Annotated in this window: 15 protein-coding genes; 13 read left to right on the top strand and 2 right to left on the bottom strand. The window is 50.6% G+C overall.

Annotation, left to right across the window (positions count from 1 at the left end):
- The first annotated feature begins 6 nt into the window (after positions 1 to 6).
- The 13 genes from trbC (at position 7) to FM037_RS03175 (ending at position 12,168) form a co-directional block, all read left to right on the top strand.
- Entirely contained in the window at positions 7 to 756 is a 750-nt protein-coding gene (trbC, locus tag FM037_RS03230; RefSeq protein WP_144044825.1) for a type-F conjugative transfer system pilin assembly protein TrbC, read from the top strand.
- Positions 753 to 2,546 carry a type-F conjugative transfer system mating-pair stabilization protein TraN gene (traN, locus tag FM037_RS03225; RefSeq protein WP_144044824.1) on the top strand — a complete coding sequence of 598 codons (1,794 nt, stop codon included), beginning with the start codon at positions 753 to 755 and terminating at the stop codon, positions 2,544 to 2,546. Before trbC ends, traN begins: the two co-directional genes overlap by 4 nt.
- Complete coding sequence (gene traF, locus FM037_RS03220; protein WP_144044823.1) at positions 2,543 to 3,412, top strand: type-F conjugative transfer system pilin assembly protein TraF; 870 nt, start codon at positions 2,543 to 2,545, stop codon at positions 3,410 to 3,412. Before traN ends, traF begins: the two co-directional genes overlap by 4 nt.
- Before the next feature lie 50 nt (positions 3,413 to 3,462).
- Complete coding sequence (trbB, locus tag FM037_RS03215) at positions 3,463 to 3,966, top strand: type-F conjugative transfer system pilin assembly thiol-disulfide isomerase TrbB (protein WP_229381069.1); 504 nt, start codon at positions 3,463 to 3,465, stop codon at positions 3,964 to 3,966.
- A 9-nt stretch (positions 3,967 to 3,975) separates the two neighbouring features.
- Positions 3,976 to 4,191 (top strand): hypothetical protein, encoded by a 216-nt coding sequence (locus FM037_RS03210; RefSeq protein WP_144044822.1) that lies wholly within the window; start codon positions 3,976 to 3,978, stop codon positions 4,189 to 4,191.
- Positions 4,188 to 5,585: a conjugal transfer protein TraH gene (locus FM037_RS03205; RefSeq protein WP_144044821.1), complete on the top strand. Its 1,398-nt coding sequence runs from the start codon at positions 4,188 to 4,190 to the stop codon at positions 5,583 to 5,585. Before FM037_RS03210 ends, FM037_RS03205 begins: the two co-directional genes overlap by 4 nt.
- A 2-nt stretch (positions 5,586 to 5,587) precedes the next feature.
- Positions 5,588 to 8,356, top strand: coding sequence for a conjugal transfer mating-pair stabilization protein TraG (gene traG / locus FM037_RS03200; RefSeq protein ID WP_229381068.1), 2,769 nt, complete (start codon positions 5,588 to 5,590; stop codon positions 8,354 to 8,356).
- A 103-nt stretch (positions 8,357 to 8,459) separates the two neighbouring features.
- Positions 8,460 to 8,978, top strand: a complete 519-nt coding sequence (locus FM037_RS03195; RefSeq protein WP_144044820.1) for a hypothetical protein — start codon at positions 8,460 to 8,462, stop codon at positions 8,976 to 8,978.
- Between the two features lie 9 nt (positions 8,979 to 8,987).
- On the top strand, positions 8,988 to 9,251 hold the full coding sequence (locus FM037_RS03190; protein WP_229381067.1) for a TraD N-terminal domain-containing protein: 264 nt from the start codon (positions 8,988 to 8,990) through the stop codon (positions 9,249 to 9,251).
- A gap of 14 nt (positions 9,252 to 9,265) precedes the next feature.
- Positions 9,266 to 9,787, top strand: a complete 522-nt coding sequence (locus FM037_RS03185) for a hypothetical protein (protein ID WP_144044818.1) — start codon at positions 9,266 to 9,268, stop codon at positions 9,785 to 9,787.
- 9 nt (positions 9,788 to 9,796) lie between these two features.
- Positions 9,797 to 10,339: a TraD N-terminal domain-containing protein gene (locus tag FM037_RS29055; protein ID WP_229381066.1), complete on the top strand. Its 543-nt coding sequence runs from the start codon at positions 9,797 to 9,799 to the stop codon at positions 10,337 to 10,339.
- A complete protein-coding gene (gene traD / locus FM037_RS03180; RefSeq protein ID WP_229381212.1) occupies positions 10,234 to 11,946 on the top strand; it encodes a type IV conjugative transfer system coupling protein TraD in 1,713 nt (570 codons plus the stop codon). Before FM037_RS29055 ends, traD begins: the two co-directional genes overlap by 106 nt.
- A gap of 30 nt (positions 11,947 to 11,976) precedes the next feature.
- A complete protein-coding gene (locus FM037_RS03175; RefSeq protein WP_144044817.1) occupies positions 11,977 to 12,168 on the top strand; it encodes a hypothetical protein in 192 nt (63 codons plus the stop codon).
- On the opposite strand, the gene nadS is transcribed toward FM037_RS03175, so the two are convergent.
- Both nadS and FM037_RS29050 read right to left on the bottom strand, forming a co-directional pair.
- The gene (nadS, locus tag FM037_RS03170) at positions 12,149 to 12,436 is read right to left on the bottom strand and encodes a NadS family protein (protein WP_144044816.1); all 288 of its coding nucleotides are present in this window, start codon (positions 12,434 to 12,436) and stop codon (positions 12,149 to 12,151) included. The two genes, FM037_RS03175 and nadS, sit on opposite strands and share 20 nt — an antisense overlap.
- A gap of 1 nt (position 12,437) precedes the next feature.
- Positions 12,438 to 12,617 carry a type II toxin-antitoxin system RelE/ParE family toxin gene (locus FM037_RS29050; RefSeq protein ID WP_229381065.1) on the bottom strand — a complete coding sequence of 60 codons (180 nt, stop codon included), beginning with the start codon at positions 12,615 to 12,617 and terminating at the stop codon, positions 12,438 to 12,440.
- Positions 12,618 to 12,827: the final 210 nt, after the last annotated feature.

Below are 12,827 nucleotides of genomic sequence, written 5' to 3'. Positions count from 1 at the left end.
AAGCCAATGAAACCGAGAGAAATGAAACAGGCTGGGATAAAACAGACTCAAGCCAGGCGAGCCACGATGACTCACCACTTATCCACATTTCCTGTGGATAAGTGGTCAATATTTAAACAAATCAATCCATTGATGGCGATAGGATTGATAGCCTTGAGCTGCTGGCTTTCACCGACCCTCACGGCGCAACCTCAAGCGGCACCGGTAATGGGCATAGACACATTCGGCCTCATGGAAAAAGCCCGCGCCTTTGAAGCCGACACCAAGCGTGCGCTACACACGGCGCTGTCACCGATATTAGATAAGGCCAGACAAGCCAATCCCGCCGCCGATGCGACAGGCATCATGGTGTTTGCCTCCTTGTCGCTTCCCCGCACTTCTCTCACTCAACTGCTGATGCAAAGCGCCGATTTGCAGGTGCCCATCATCATACGTGGCCTACAGCCACAAGGCTTTACCGCCACCCTCAAGCAGATGAATGGCCTGATAAATTATCAGGGCCAAGCCATTAACAGTGGCTTTGCAATAAACCCGCTGTGGTTTAGCCAATTTGGTATTACCCAGGTGCCTGCCTTTGTGGCCATCAAGCCCGGGAAATGTCAGGCCAAGCAGCCCTGCTTCGCTGATGATTTTGATGTGCTCTACGGCAACGTATCGCTCTATGACGCCCTGACATTACTCAGCCAGCACGGCAGCGTGGCTGATGTGGCAGCGAATGCATTGTCTCGCCGCGAATTAACCAGGAGGTCTCCATGAGATCCTTACTGTTACTGATGAGCCTGGTGGCATCATTGCCGCTGATGGCCACGAATACCAATACCGAAACTGACTATCGCAATCAAGTGCAGTGGGCCAAAGACAGCATCAACCACAACCAGCATAAACCGGGTTTCACTGATTTTGATGTGAATGCACTGTGTAAGGACGCCGCCTGTCAACGTGGCGTCGCCAATCCAGCGCCATCTCGTTACCTTAATAATGCATCGGCGTTACGTGCAGCCTCTCGGGGCGAGGCGAGCAGTAATGCTCAATCTCAAGCGGTGACAGCCTCGTTCAACAAAGGTCGTCCGACCATTGATGAAAATGATCCGGCCTATCACGCCGCCATCGGTTACCAGAATGATGCTTACAATATCAGTCACGGCATTTCATCCAAGTATCACGATTGTGACAAGGGCTTGCGCTGTGATCTAAGCACACAAACTCGCACTTGCACCGTCCCCACCCACAACCCCGTGCAGTGCCATATCACCCCGTATCTTAAAAGCTCATCGAGTCAGCAAAAGCGTCATACATTTACCTTATCGGGCAGACCGCCATTCTCCATAGCGTTACCAGCACAAACCGCTTCGGTCACATCGGTGCGTGTCAGTGGCAATTTTACCAGCTTTGCTCACCCGCTTTATCTTGAGTTGACCCTCAATGGCAGCTTACTCGGTCGAGCCCCGGTGCAGCGCAGAAGTGGCGAATGCGCCCGGAACGGGCAATGTCCTTCCAGCATCAACAGCACCTTTAATTATCAAGGTGAAACCTCATCAAGGTTAACCCTCAATGTTGGCACGATACTGGGGTCATCCGGGTACGCGCTTTATCTCCCTGTGGGCAACCTGCCCGTCACTATTGTGACGACAGAGGTCAAGATGGAGATCGGCTACCGGAACAGTTGTGGCTCCCTTCTCCCAGTGTGCCAGCAAGTGAGTCAACAGTGTGTTGAGGGGCCAGATACCCGCATGCTCAATGGCATTGCTGTCACACTCGATTGCTGGGATGAACAACTCACCTATCAGTGCAACACGGCCAACACCTGCGCTGCCTTGAGTGAGTGCCAGCTCCAATCATCAAACTGTAAAACCCAATTAGCCGGCGTGTGCATCGAAAAACGACAACGACGCCTGTGTGAAACCCGACGTTGCCAGGACGTGGGCTTAGTGTGTGGCGAGGACTCCTTTGCATTAAGTGGCGATTATTACGATCCCTCTGCCACGCAAAGCCCGGATTTTAATCGCGCAGCTGCTGGGTTAGCCGCAATGGGCGAAGCGGGCCAAGACGTTAAAGATAAGGCTAATATCAATGAGAACAGCGCCATTATCTTCAAGGGTGACATCATGCGCTGTTCAATAAAAGCCATCGGTTTAAGCAATTGCTGCCAGGACAGTGGTTGGGGTAATGACATTGGCATCACCTCCTGCAGCGAAGAAGAGAAAGCATTAGGCCACGCCAAAGAGGGCAAGCTCACCATAAGTTTGGGTCAATACTGCGCTGAAAGAGTCTTAGGCCTGTGTATCCGCAAAAAGAAATCCTACTGTGCTTTCAGCAGCAAGCTCGCCCGCATAGTGCAAGAGGAAGGTAAGGCCCAATTAGGGCTCAATTTTGGCAGTGCCAAACATCCTGATTGCCGCGCATTCACCCCCAATCAATTACAACACATCGACATGAGCCGCATGGACTTTTCTGATTTCTATGAGGACTTACATGACGGTATGGCCCTGCCGAACACCGATGAGATCAAGCGACGACTCCAGCGGACCGTCGGAGGAGACTCATGAGCGTTGGATTGTTCACATTATCCCTTGCGCATTATCGAGCCTGTCAGGCCTGTGCTGTTCGCGGCCTGACGTACTCATTCATGGTGGTGGCTGCCGCTGTCGTTATTGCTGTAGTGATGGCGGTTGTAATGGTGATGCTGTCTTCGTTGACGCGTGCGGCCTACGCCAGTGAGGCCGCAGGCTGGCGCTGGTATAACGAACCCAAGACCGTCATCACACCACCTAAGCAGCAAGAGCGGACAGCGCCCAGTGTAACAGTCACCCGCACGCTCAGTCCCACGGAGCAGCTGCGATCGTTTAAAAGATACTTTGATGACACGCTCAATGATGCGGTCATTAACCCGACCAATGCCAACAAGGTAGAGAAATCCATGCGGCTTAATCAATACGTCGCAGAGCAATCTTCCTTGTACGGCATGACATTTAAAAAGGTGCTGCTGGCTAACCCCGCCCTGTCTTACACCAAGAACCATCCGACGGAGCAAGCCGCCAGACGCCCCTATCTATTATTGCAGCGCAGTCAAAAAGTCCGCGCGGTGCGCCGCTTAGCACAGGCTGGCTGGGGATTATTCTTTGTCTATAAAGGCCGTGAGGCCATCGATAAAGCCCTCGCCCCGAGTGTGCAGCAATTCGCCGACCAGCACGGCATTGACCTGCTAGGCGTCACCCTGGATGGGCAAGCGCTGGACAGTATTCACCACACAAGGCAAAACCAGCAGCATCTTACGGTGCCCTTTAGCCCCGCGCTGGTGCTGGTGAATCCCGGCACTGGCGAGATGAAGCCACTGGCTTACGGCTTTATCTCACAAGCAGACTTACTGGGCCGTTTTCTCAATGTGGCAACCGATTTTGCCCCCGACTTTTAACCCGAGTTAACCACCTGGTTCCCTCAATGTTGACGAGCACGAGGAATGACATGATGACACGACGGATGGACACGCGGCGCCGCCGCACCACACTATTGATGATCACCTTGTTGATGGTCTGGCTGCTACTGCCATTGAGTCGCCCGGCATTGGCGGATCACACACAGCCATTCCCCTCGACTGGCGCGCTCTCATCAGCGGCAAACCCGCATGATTATGCCTTGGTGTTCTTCTTTCGCTCAGATTGCCCCTATTGCCACTCGTTTGCCCCAAAACTGCAACAACTGGCAGCGCAGACGGGCACTTACACCTATGCGTTCTCGCTCGACAATCAAGGTATTCCAGGCTTTGAGGTGCCCATTCCGATCACACCTGATATCGCCAGCACCTTCTTTGAACATCCACGCGATGTCACCGTGCCTGCGTCATTTTTGATTAACGTCAATACCCGCAAATTTGTACGCCTGACGGTGGGCGACGTCAGCCAGGCACAGTTGCAGCACAGTTACCTCAACTCACTCAATGACCCAATAGTCATTGCCAGCATGCAATAGGAGACAGAGATGAAAACATTCACAGCGATTTATCCCCCTTTACCGACGCTGGCGGATCTCAATCTCGTCAGCAACGTATTTCTGATGATGACTGTTTTCAAGTGTGTGCTCCGCCTGATGAGCGGCTTACTCTCTCGCCACGTCATGGTCAAAGGTGACGTCCTTAGTAAAACCACAGTTCAGGCCACAACCAGCGTTAGGCAGTACAAGGGGCGCTCAACATGACGCGTTTACTCGAGATGAAGGACGTCCTGCTCTCAGGCGCTATCGCCCTGTCGCTACTGTTCACGCCCATGGCTCATGCTGCAGGCGTGTCAGGCTCACTCAATGATTTTTTCAACCACTTAGGCTATGGCGCGAATGTCACCCACCCGGCTGCGTTTAAAGGCCAGAGCGCGAACTACTACAGTGGCGGGAACCTATTTGTGCGCAGTCACATTCGGGATGCCCAGCTTGTCAGTGTGCAGATGCCCAGTGTGGCCGCAGGCTGTGGCGGCATCGATATGTTCATGGGCGGCTTCAGTCACATCAACTCAGATGCACTGGTGCAGCAAGGTAAAGCCATTATTGCCAATGCTGTGCCCTTTGCCGTGGACTTAGCCCTGCAAACCTGGGCGCCACAGATAAAACAAATCAAGGACACCTTAACCGCCATTGCGGATAAGTACCTGAATCAATCCATCAACTCCTGCGAAGCGGCGCAAGCTGGCGTCTCAGCGCTGGCAGGCTTTGCCGGGGCGGGCAGTCAAAAATACATTTGCGCCACCATGGGCACGCAAAACAATGCGTTTGCCGATTGGGTCGCCGGTCAACAGGCATGCGGCGCCGGAGGCCAGGCCAATAACCAGCTGGCGAATGCCAAAAATGACCCGGCACTGAAAGACATGGTGCGTCACAGTGTCAATATCGTCTGGTCGGCGATGTTAAAAAACAGCTTTCTTGCTAATGATCCGACCTTGGCCGAGTTTCTCATGTCCATTTCCGGCACGTATATCTATGACGCTAGCGGGAATGCGAGGAGGTATGGCTCACTGCTGACCCATAACAACAACTTAATTAACAGTCTGTTGGCAGGCGGTGAAGCCCAGATATACCGATGCAGCAACCACGCCATAGATCAATGCCTGGCACCGAGCCAAACAACAACCACGATCTCCCCCAATAAAGGCCTGCAATACCGCGTTGAAACCTTGCTCAGGGAGCTGGCCAGTAAGATGCAAAATGATATCTCGCTCACTGATAACGACAAGTCGCTGCTGGAATACACCAGCTTACCGGTGATGACCTTGTTGCGCACCGAGCTTGAAGCTGGACTCGCGCCTCAAACCCACACATACGCCAAAGTCATCAGCGTGCAGTTTATTACCTTGTACCTGCAAAATATGCTCTCCATTGTCAAAACGTCCATCACTGCCACCAATAATGATCCCAAAGACATCGACCGTATTGAGAGAGACATTATTCATGCGAACCGCTTTTTGGATGGCCTGACCGCCAAAGCGCAAAGCGAAGCCATTGCCGCCCACCAGTTCATCATGCAGAACCAACACATAAGAAAGCAAATCACCGGCGCCATGAGTGCGAAAGCGAAAAGCAACTTAACCTTTGGAGAGCACTAACCATGGCCGTTGAGATCTTTACTTACAGCAACGGGGACGTGGCCGCACAAGTCATGAACGCCATAGCCGTGTTGTTTCAGTCTGATAGTTTTGCCAGCATGATGAGTATCTGCGCCTTGTTTGCGATAGTCGCGACCGCCTTTCGGTTTTTCATCAAGCGTGACCATAACGACATCATCAAGTGGGCCGCGGTCTTCTTTGCGGTGCCGCTCTTTGCCATTAATACCACCACCGCCGTGCAAATCACCGATTTAGCCGATCCCACCGGTCATTATCGTGTCGATAATGTGCCCGCTATCGTGGCCTACCCAGCGTCATGGTCGTCACACTACATGCACGCTGCCACCCAAACCGTGGAAGACATTTTCCATACGCCTAATGATGAGCAGTACAGTAAAACCGGCATGATGTTTGGCGCCAAGCTGTACCGCCTGTCGCGTCAAAGTGAGTTACAACAATCACAGCTCAAAGGGTACTGGCAGCACTACATGAGCAGTTGCATCAGGGGGGACATCTTACTCAATGGCAAATACACCTGGCAGGCGCTGGCCAATGCGCCTGACATTTGGGACTTTTTAGCCTCGCACTCCCCCTCTCCGCTGCGCGCGATACAGATGGGCTATGATGATTATCCCGTCTGTAAAGATGCCTTACCCAGGCTCAAGCGCCTGTTTGAAGCGGATAGCGCCGCCAACCTTAACCTGCTCGGCAGTTGGATTTATGGGCATAAAGCCACCAGCCAGCAGGCATTTTTAAACCGCAGTCTCGCCAACGGCTATCAGCGCTACGCCAACATCAGCAAAAGTGCTGCCCAAATCACCTTACAGAACATGACCATTAACGCCCTGCGTAATGGCCTGGCCGATAATGCCGCCGTCAGCAATAACACCGCGGCGGCCTTTAACTATGCGTACACCCAAAACAAGATGCAAACCACCTCCATGTGGGCGGGCATGGCACTGCAAGCCAGAGAGTTCTTACCCATGTTGCAATCCATTTTGTTTTTGCTGTTTAGCTCCGTGGCGTTTTTGGTGGCGGCTATCGCGATGATCCCCCAGTTTACCTTTCTGGTACTGGGTAACTACATCAAGGGCTTTATCTATCTCGGCACCTGGCCTGTTATGTTTGCCCTCATCAACTTCATCATGACCACCCGATTGTCACTCAACGCCACCGGTATCGCCGATATCTACCACGGCATTACCTTAAGCAATGTCGATGCGCTGCAAGAGATGCACTCACGTTACGCGGCCATGACCGGCTTTTTGATGATGAGCGTGCCCCTTCTCATTGTGCCACTAATAATGAAAGGCGGCGCGGCGGTCATGAGCAGCATGTCCCACCAGTTTGCCGGCATGATGAACAGCGTCAACGCCCGTACCTCAGCCAGTGCCGCCAGCGGCGACATCAACTTAGGTAACGCCCAGGTCGATAACTACAGCTATAACAACACCCACGGTAATAAACTCGATACCGCCGGACTGAGCCGAACTCATGGCTTCACCCAGCAAGACAGCGACGGCTACAGCACCACCACCTTTGATAGCGGCAAGCAGGTCATTAGCGGCAGTGGCGCGCTCAGTAATGCGCTTCCAGTCAATGTCAGTGGCAATGAGGTGATATCCCACTCACTGTCACAATCGGCTTCGGACAGCACCACTGCCAGCCAGCTATCCGGTGAATCTCTGGGCCAAAGTATGGCAACGGCCAACAGCTCTGCACTCAGCCAGATGAGTGCCACTAACCAGACCAGCAGCTACGGCAGCCAAAGCGCCGTCGGTGACAGTAGCAGCCACAACAAGGGCTTCTCTGACATGAGCAACACCGTCAAATCTTACTCTGATGATTTCAGAGTATCAAAAGAGCAGGCATTAAGTGAGTTAACCGGCCTCTATGTCGCCGGTGAAGCCGGTATAAAAGCAGGCACACCATTCAAAGGATTGCTTGGTTCTGGCGTCTCAGTATCAGCCAGTGCAGGCGTAAAGGGCTCTACCGATGAATCCAATAGCACGCGCCTCAGTGACAGTGAAATGATGAGTAAACAAAAAAGTTATCTGGACCAATTCACCAGAAACATCAACACGATTAAGTCCTTTAGTAGCGGTGAGCAAGCCAGTGACACCCACAGTAAAACTGACGGGAAAAGTGAAACCTTCCTGCAAAGCCTCAGTGATGCCACCACCCATGCCCAAACCCAGCAAGCGCAACTTGCCGAAGCCCAAAGTTACACCGAGGCCGCCAATCGCGTTGAAAGCAGCTCACTTAATATCGGCCATGATCTGACTCAAAACTTTGTGGAGTTTGCAAAGGAAAGTCGTGAAAAGGAGGGGTTTGACGATTACCAGGACATCATCAAAGGCACCACCCCTGAGCACGCAGGTATACGCAGTGAACTACTGGAAAGCTTTGGCAACAGCGACGAAGTGAAAGCCATGGCAGAGCAGTACAAAAACCATGAGCTACCACAGAACCACGAGGACATCGTCAGAGCCAAACAAGAGTATGCGGATGCAATCGATGAGCGCAAGCAGCAAACCCATAATTATCTGCCGCCAGAAACTCATCAGGGGGCCAATAACAACGCCGGCCGCACCTCTGAAAACCTGTATCAGCCAGATGAGAAAACCCGAATTGAAGGCCTTGCATCCCAAGGCGTTCAAGAGATACGAGACGACGTGTTGAAGGAAGAGCGCCAGCACCCCCCTCACACGTCCCCACCATCGACAAGGAACAAGCGCGCGCCGACGCAGAGGCTAAACACGCACTCATAAAGCCACAATCAATGGATGACACCTTGCGTCATGCCAACTCCTTAAACCCTGATTCAAAAAACGTAATGAAGTGAATAACTTTTAATTAACGGGAAACGACAACATGAAAATCATGATCAGCACACTATTGTCACTGTATCTATTAAGCTTTTCTGCTTTCGCAGATACGACGGCGTTTGGCTTAACACTCGGCAAAACTACCGAGACAGAACTTAAAAAAATATATCACGCAAAATTCACTGGAGTAAACGAGTACACCACCGGAAACACCTACTCAATACCGGTAAACCAACTTGACATAGAAGGAGCGAGAAATGCATTTGCCAGTTTCGATACTGATTTAACACTGAATTATATTAGGATTGAATTTAGACAATCAAGGTTTAAGGCACTCAACCAGATCCTTAGTAGCAAATACACATTAACAGAGCAACGCATCCCCTTCGTTGGTAATAAACACGCTTTTTACAACCACGAAAATGCAGTCATAGAACTCATCGCGCCTCACCTTTCGAATACTGCCACTCTTGGCTACATAACCAATGAATACGTTAAGCAAGTCCAAACCTTTGAGAATGATAAACGCAAAAGAGCCAAAGCATCTGAATTAGAGAAGCTGTAAGCAATGCACATGACACCCAAACGCGCCAAGCGCAGTCACTACACCCGTGGTGGACAGATATTATTTCATAACCTGCGGATGTTCATTCAGGTTAACGCGGTGCTTATTCGCTGGACCTGTTATGGGGTGATATTGCTGACTGCGCTGCTGTGTTACGTGTTCATGGACAAAGAGACGCTTTGGAGAGCGACGCATTACTGGGTTAACCAGACTGTGAGCTTGATGAAGCCAGACAGCCATGTGGTCCGAACACAATGGCAAACTGTTAATTAACGGGAAACAACATCATGAAAGTCATGATCAGCACGTTATTGTCACTGTTTTTATTAAGCTTTTCTGCTGTCGCGGATACGACGGCGTTTGGCTTAACACTCGGCAAAACTACCGAGACAGAACTGAAAAAAATATATCGCGCAAAACTCACAGGAGTAAACCAGTTAATCAACGGAAACATCTACTCAATACCGGTAAATCAACTTGGCATAGAAGGAGCGAGAAATGCATTTGCCATTTTCGATACTGATTTAACGCTGTCTTTTATTAAGATTGAATTTAGACAATCAAGGTTTGAGGCACTCAACCAGATCCTCAGCAGAAAATACACATTAACAGAGCAAAGAAACATCCCCTTCTTTGGTAATAAACACGCTTTTTACAAACACGAAAATGCAGTCATAGAACTCGTCGCGCCTCACCTTTCGGATATAGCCATTCTTAGCTACATAACCAATGAATACGTTAAGGAGTACCAAACCATTGAGAGTGAAAAACGCAAAAGAAACAAAGCATCTGAATTAGAGAAGCTGTAAGGAATGCACATGACACCCAAACGTGCCAAGCGCAGTCACTACACCCGCGGGGGACAGATATTATTTCATAACCTGCGGATGTTCATTCAGGTTAACGCGGTGCTTATTCGCTGGACCTGTTATGGAGTGTTATTGCTGACTGCGCTGCTGTGTTACGTGTTCATGGACAAAGAAACCCTTTTGGGCACATATCATTACTGGATTAGCCAGACGGTGAGCTTGATGAAACCGGACAGCCATGTGGTGCAAACACAATGGCAAGGCCGGGTGTACACCAGCACGCTCGGCGAGCAATTGCGTAACCCGACACTGATCGCCGCCAATGCCCGCTTCATGCTGTGGACCCAGATTTACTTCCTCATCAGCGCCTTGATAGGGCTGGGGGGCTTATCTCAATCATGTGGATATTCAAGAAAAAGGGCGATGAGCAAACCGAAGAGCACTTTATTCGCGGCATGCAAAAAGCCTCCCCCAAAGAATTGGCCAAACAACTCAAAAAGCACGCTAACCAATCGGACTTTACCCTTGATGGACGGCGTATTTTCAAACTAGGATTTGAAGTGCAGCACCTGCTCATTGATGGCACCACCGGCGCGGGGAAGTCAGTGGCGCTGCGCAAGTTATTAACCTGGATAAGAGCAAGAGGCGATAAAGCGGTTATCTATGATAAAGGCTGTACCTTTGTCAGTAAGTTCTATCACCCCGATACCGATGTCCTGCTCAATCCATTTGATGAGCGCTGCGCCTGTTGGGATGTCTGGTGTGATGCCGCCGAGCCATCAGATTTTGAGAATATGGCCAGTGCGCTTATCCCGCAGCACGGCGAAGGCGATCCGTTTTGGGTGCAATCGGCCCGCACCATCTTCTCCAGCACCGCGTTTAAAATGATGCAGGAAAGCGAGAAAGACCGCACCACAGAGCGCTTACTGGAACTCATGCTCACCTCAGAGCTTGAATCCTTAAGTGAATACCTTAAAGGCACAGAATCAGCCTCCCTCGTCTCAGACAAAATCCAAAAAACCGCCATTTCGATTAAATCGGTACTGGCCGCGTACATCAAATCCCTGCGTTTCTTAGCGGGGCTGGATGAGAGGCACGACAATGGCACCCTCATCAGACCCAAATTTTCAATACGCGACTGGGTAAAAGATGACAATGAAACGGGCTTTCTGTTCCTGTCCAGTAACGCCCAACAACATGCCTCCTTGCGCCCACTCATCTCGATGTGGCTGTCTATCGCCTCTACCGCCATTTTAGAGCAAGAAGAAAACCCGGACCGCCGTATTTGGGTAATTATGGATGAAGCCCCCAGTCTACATAAACTGCCTGAGCTGGCAGAAACCATTGCCGAAGTGAGAAAGTTCGGTGGCTGTTATGTGATAGGCATTCAGTCGTTTGCTCAACTGAAAAAAGTGTATGGCCAGAACGCGGCCCAAGAAATGTTCGACCTGCTTAACACCCGTCTGTTTTTCCGCGCCCCGTCGAATGACATGGCCAAAATATCCTCGCAGGATTTGGGCGAGCAGGAAGTGGATATCTCCAAAGAGCAATACAGCTACGGCGCCAATGAGATCAGGGACGGCGTATCACTGGGACACCAGACCATCACCCGCCCGGTGGTCACCGCCTCTGAAATTATGCAACTGGAAGACTTACAGTTTTGGTTACGCACGCCTGGCAACTACCCCGTGACCCGCATCGATTTGGTCTTCAACAAGATGCGTTCACTGTGCCCGCCTTTCATTAAACGTGAATACACCCCGTCAGAAAAAATGACACAGCTTGAGTGGAACCTTAACTACCACCAATACAGCGCCGTGCAGTTTTTTGGCGGCAAACCCGATAAAACCACACTGCAAACCCTTCATGACGTGATGTATGAGGGTGATGAACATGATGACGAGCGTAAAGCCGAAGTTATCCGCATGACCGCGCTGGCTGAAAAAACCAATGTGGTCGCAAAAGACCTCGCAGACAAAAGCAAAGGGGCCAAATCCACTAGCGAGCCAGCACCCGATAAAACGACTGACGATAAGGCCAAGAAAAAGAAGGATGAGGCGAAGAAACAAACCGCCCTTAACGAACAACACACTGAGGATGCCCTGCACTTTGAAGAACAGCAGATCGTCTCAGAAGAAGCTGAAATTAATTTTGAATAAAGCAAAGCACATTCACTGAGGAGATAGTCTATGACCCAATTTAATACGACAATCCATCACACTAAGCGTCGAGTAAACAAAGTGATCTCCAAAGAGGCTAAGAAACGCTGTCAAATTTTACGAAATATTGAATTCAGAAATGAATTAAAGGCGCTCGGGCTGAGCCCGGAGGAGGTTGAGGAATCATTCAACCTCACCTCTGTTACGCCAAAGCAGGGATAACATGCTCAGGATCACGTTCAATGGCTCTGAGCAAAACCTTAGCCGGTCCCGTGGGTTCGCGGCGACCTTGCTCCCAGTTGCGCAATGTTCCCACATTCACATCGATCAATTCGGCAAATTTTTGCTGCGTCAGATGGGTACGCTCTCGTATCGCTTTGACTTGTACAGCAGCGACGACGGTCTCTCTGGATGCTCGGCGCTCGCCCCGAGTGATCTCATCCATTTGCTGCACACTTTCAAGCAGCGAATCAAACAATTCATTATTCATGTTACCACCTCTCAACAATCGCTCTTAGCTGTCTCACTTGTTCAGGCGTTAAATTATCCTGAGTCGTTTTGGGGTAGATCAGCAGCATACGAATTTGATGATCCAACGTCATATGATAATAAATCACCCGTACGCCACCGCGCTTACCTTTACCCGTTTGCTTCCACCTTACTTTTCGCATGCCACCAGAATGCTAGATCACGTCTCCAGCACGGGGCGTCGCCGCTAAGAATTGTTGCAAATCACTGTATTCGTCGTCCGTTAGCAATTCACATACAGCGCGAATAAACACCGGGGTTTCAATAAAAACAATCAAAGTAAGTCAGTGGCGTAGTTTTAAAAAGTATGACACTAACCACTGCACACTTCAACATTCAGCCCAGGAGTCATC

Origin of the sequence: Shewanella psychropiezotolerans, from assembly GCF_007197555.1 — a bacterium.
In the GTDB taxonomy this organism is placed as follows: Bacteria; Pseudomonadota; Gammaproteobacteria; order Enterobacterales; family Shewanellaceae; genus Shewanella; species Shewanella psychropiezotolerans.
The sequence above is the reverse complement of the archived record's forward strand: the minus strand, read 5'-3'. Positions and strand labels throughout refer to the sequence as shown.

Coding starts and splice junctions, on each gene's coding strand:
- nadS (WP_144044816.1), bottom strand. CDS start 12,436: ATGAATAATGAATTGTTTGATTCGCTGCTTGAAAGTGTGCAGCAAATG.
- FM037_RS03190 (WP_229381067.1), top strand. CDS start 8,988: ATGACACCCAAACGCGCCAAGCGCAGTCACTACACCCGTGGTGGACAG.
- traN (WP_144044824.1), top strand. CDS start 753: ATGAGATCCTTACTGTTACTGATGAGCCTGGTGGCATCATTGCCGCTG.
- FM037_RS03185 (WP_144044818.1), top strand. CDS start 9,266: ATGAAAGTCATGATCAGCACGTTATTGTCACTGTTTTTATTAAGCTTT.
- traF (WP_144044823.1), top strand. CDS start 2,543: ATGAGCGTTGGATTGTTCACATTATCCCTTGCGCATTATCGAGCCTGT.
- trbB (WP_229381069.1), top strand. CDS start 3,463: ATGATGACACGACGGATGGACACGCGGCGCCGCCGCACCACACTATTG.
- FM037_RS03175 (WP_144044817.1), top strand. CDS start 11,977: ATGACCCAATTTAATACGACAATCCATCACACTAAGCGTCGAGTAAAC.
- FM037_RS03195 (WP_144044820.1), top strand. CDS start 8,460: ATGAAAATCATGATCAGCACACTATTGTCACTGTATCTATTAAGCTTT.
- trbC (WP_144044825.1), top strand. CDS start 7: ATGAAACCGAGAGAAATGAAACAGGCTGGGATAAAACAGACTCAAGCC.
- FM037_RS03210 (WP_144044822.1), top strand. CDS start 3,976: ATGAAAACATTCACAGCGATTTATCCCCCTTTACCGACGCTGGCGGAT.
- traG (WP_229381068.1), top strand. CDS start 5,588: ATGGCCGTTGAGATCTTTACTTACAGCAACGGGGACGTGGCCGCACAA.
- FM037_RS29050 (WP_229381065.1), bottom strand. CDS start 12,617: ATGCGAAAAGTAAGGTGGAAGCAAACGGGTAAAGGTAAGCGCGGTGGC.
- FM037_RS03205 (WP_144044821.1), top strand. CDS start 4,188: ATGACGCGTTTACTCGAGATGAAGGACGTCCTGCTCTCAGGCGCTATC.
- FM037_RS29055 (WP_229381066.1), top strand. CDS start 9,797: ATGACACCCAAACGTGCCAAGCGCAGTCACTACACCCGCGGGGGACAG.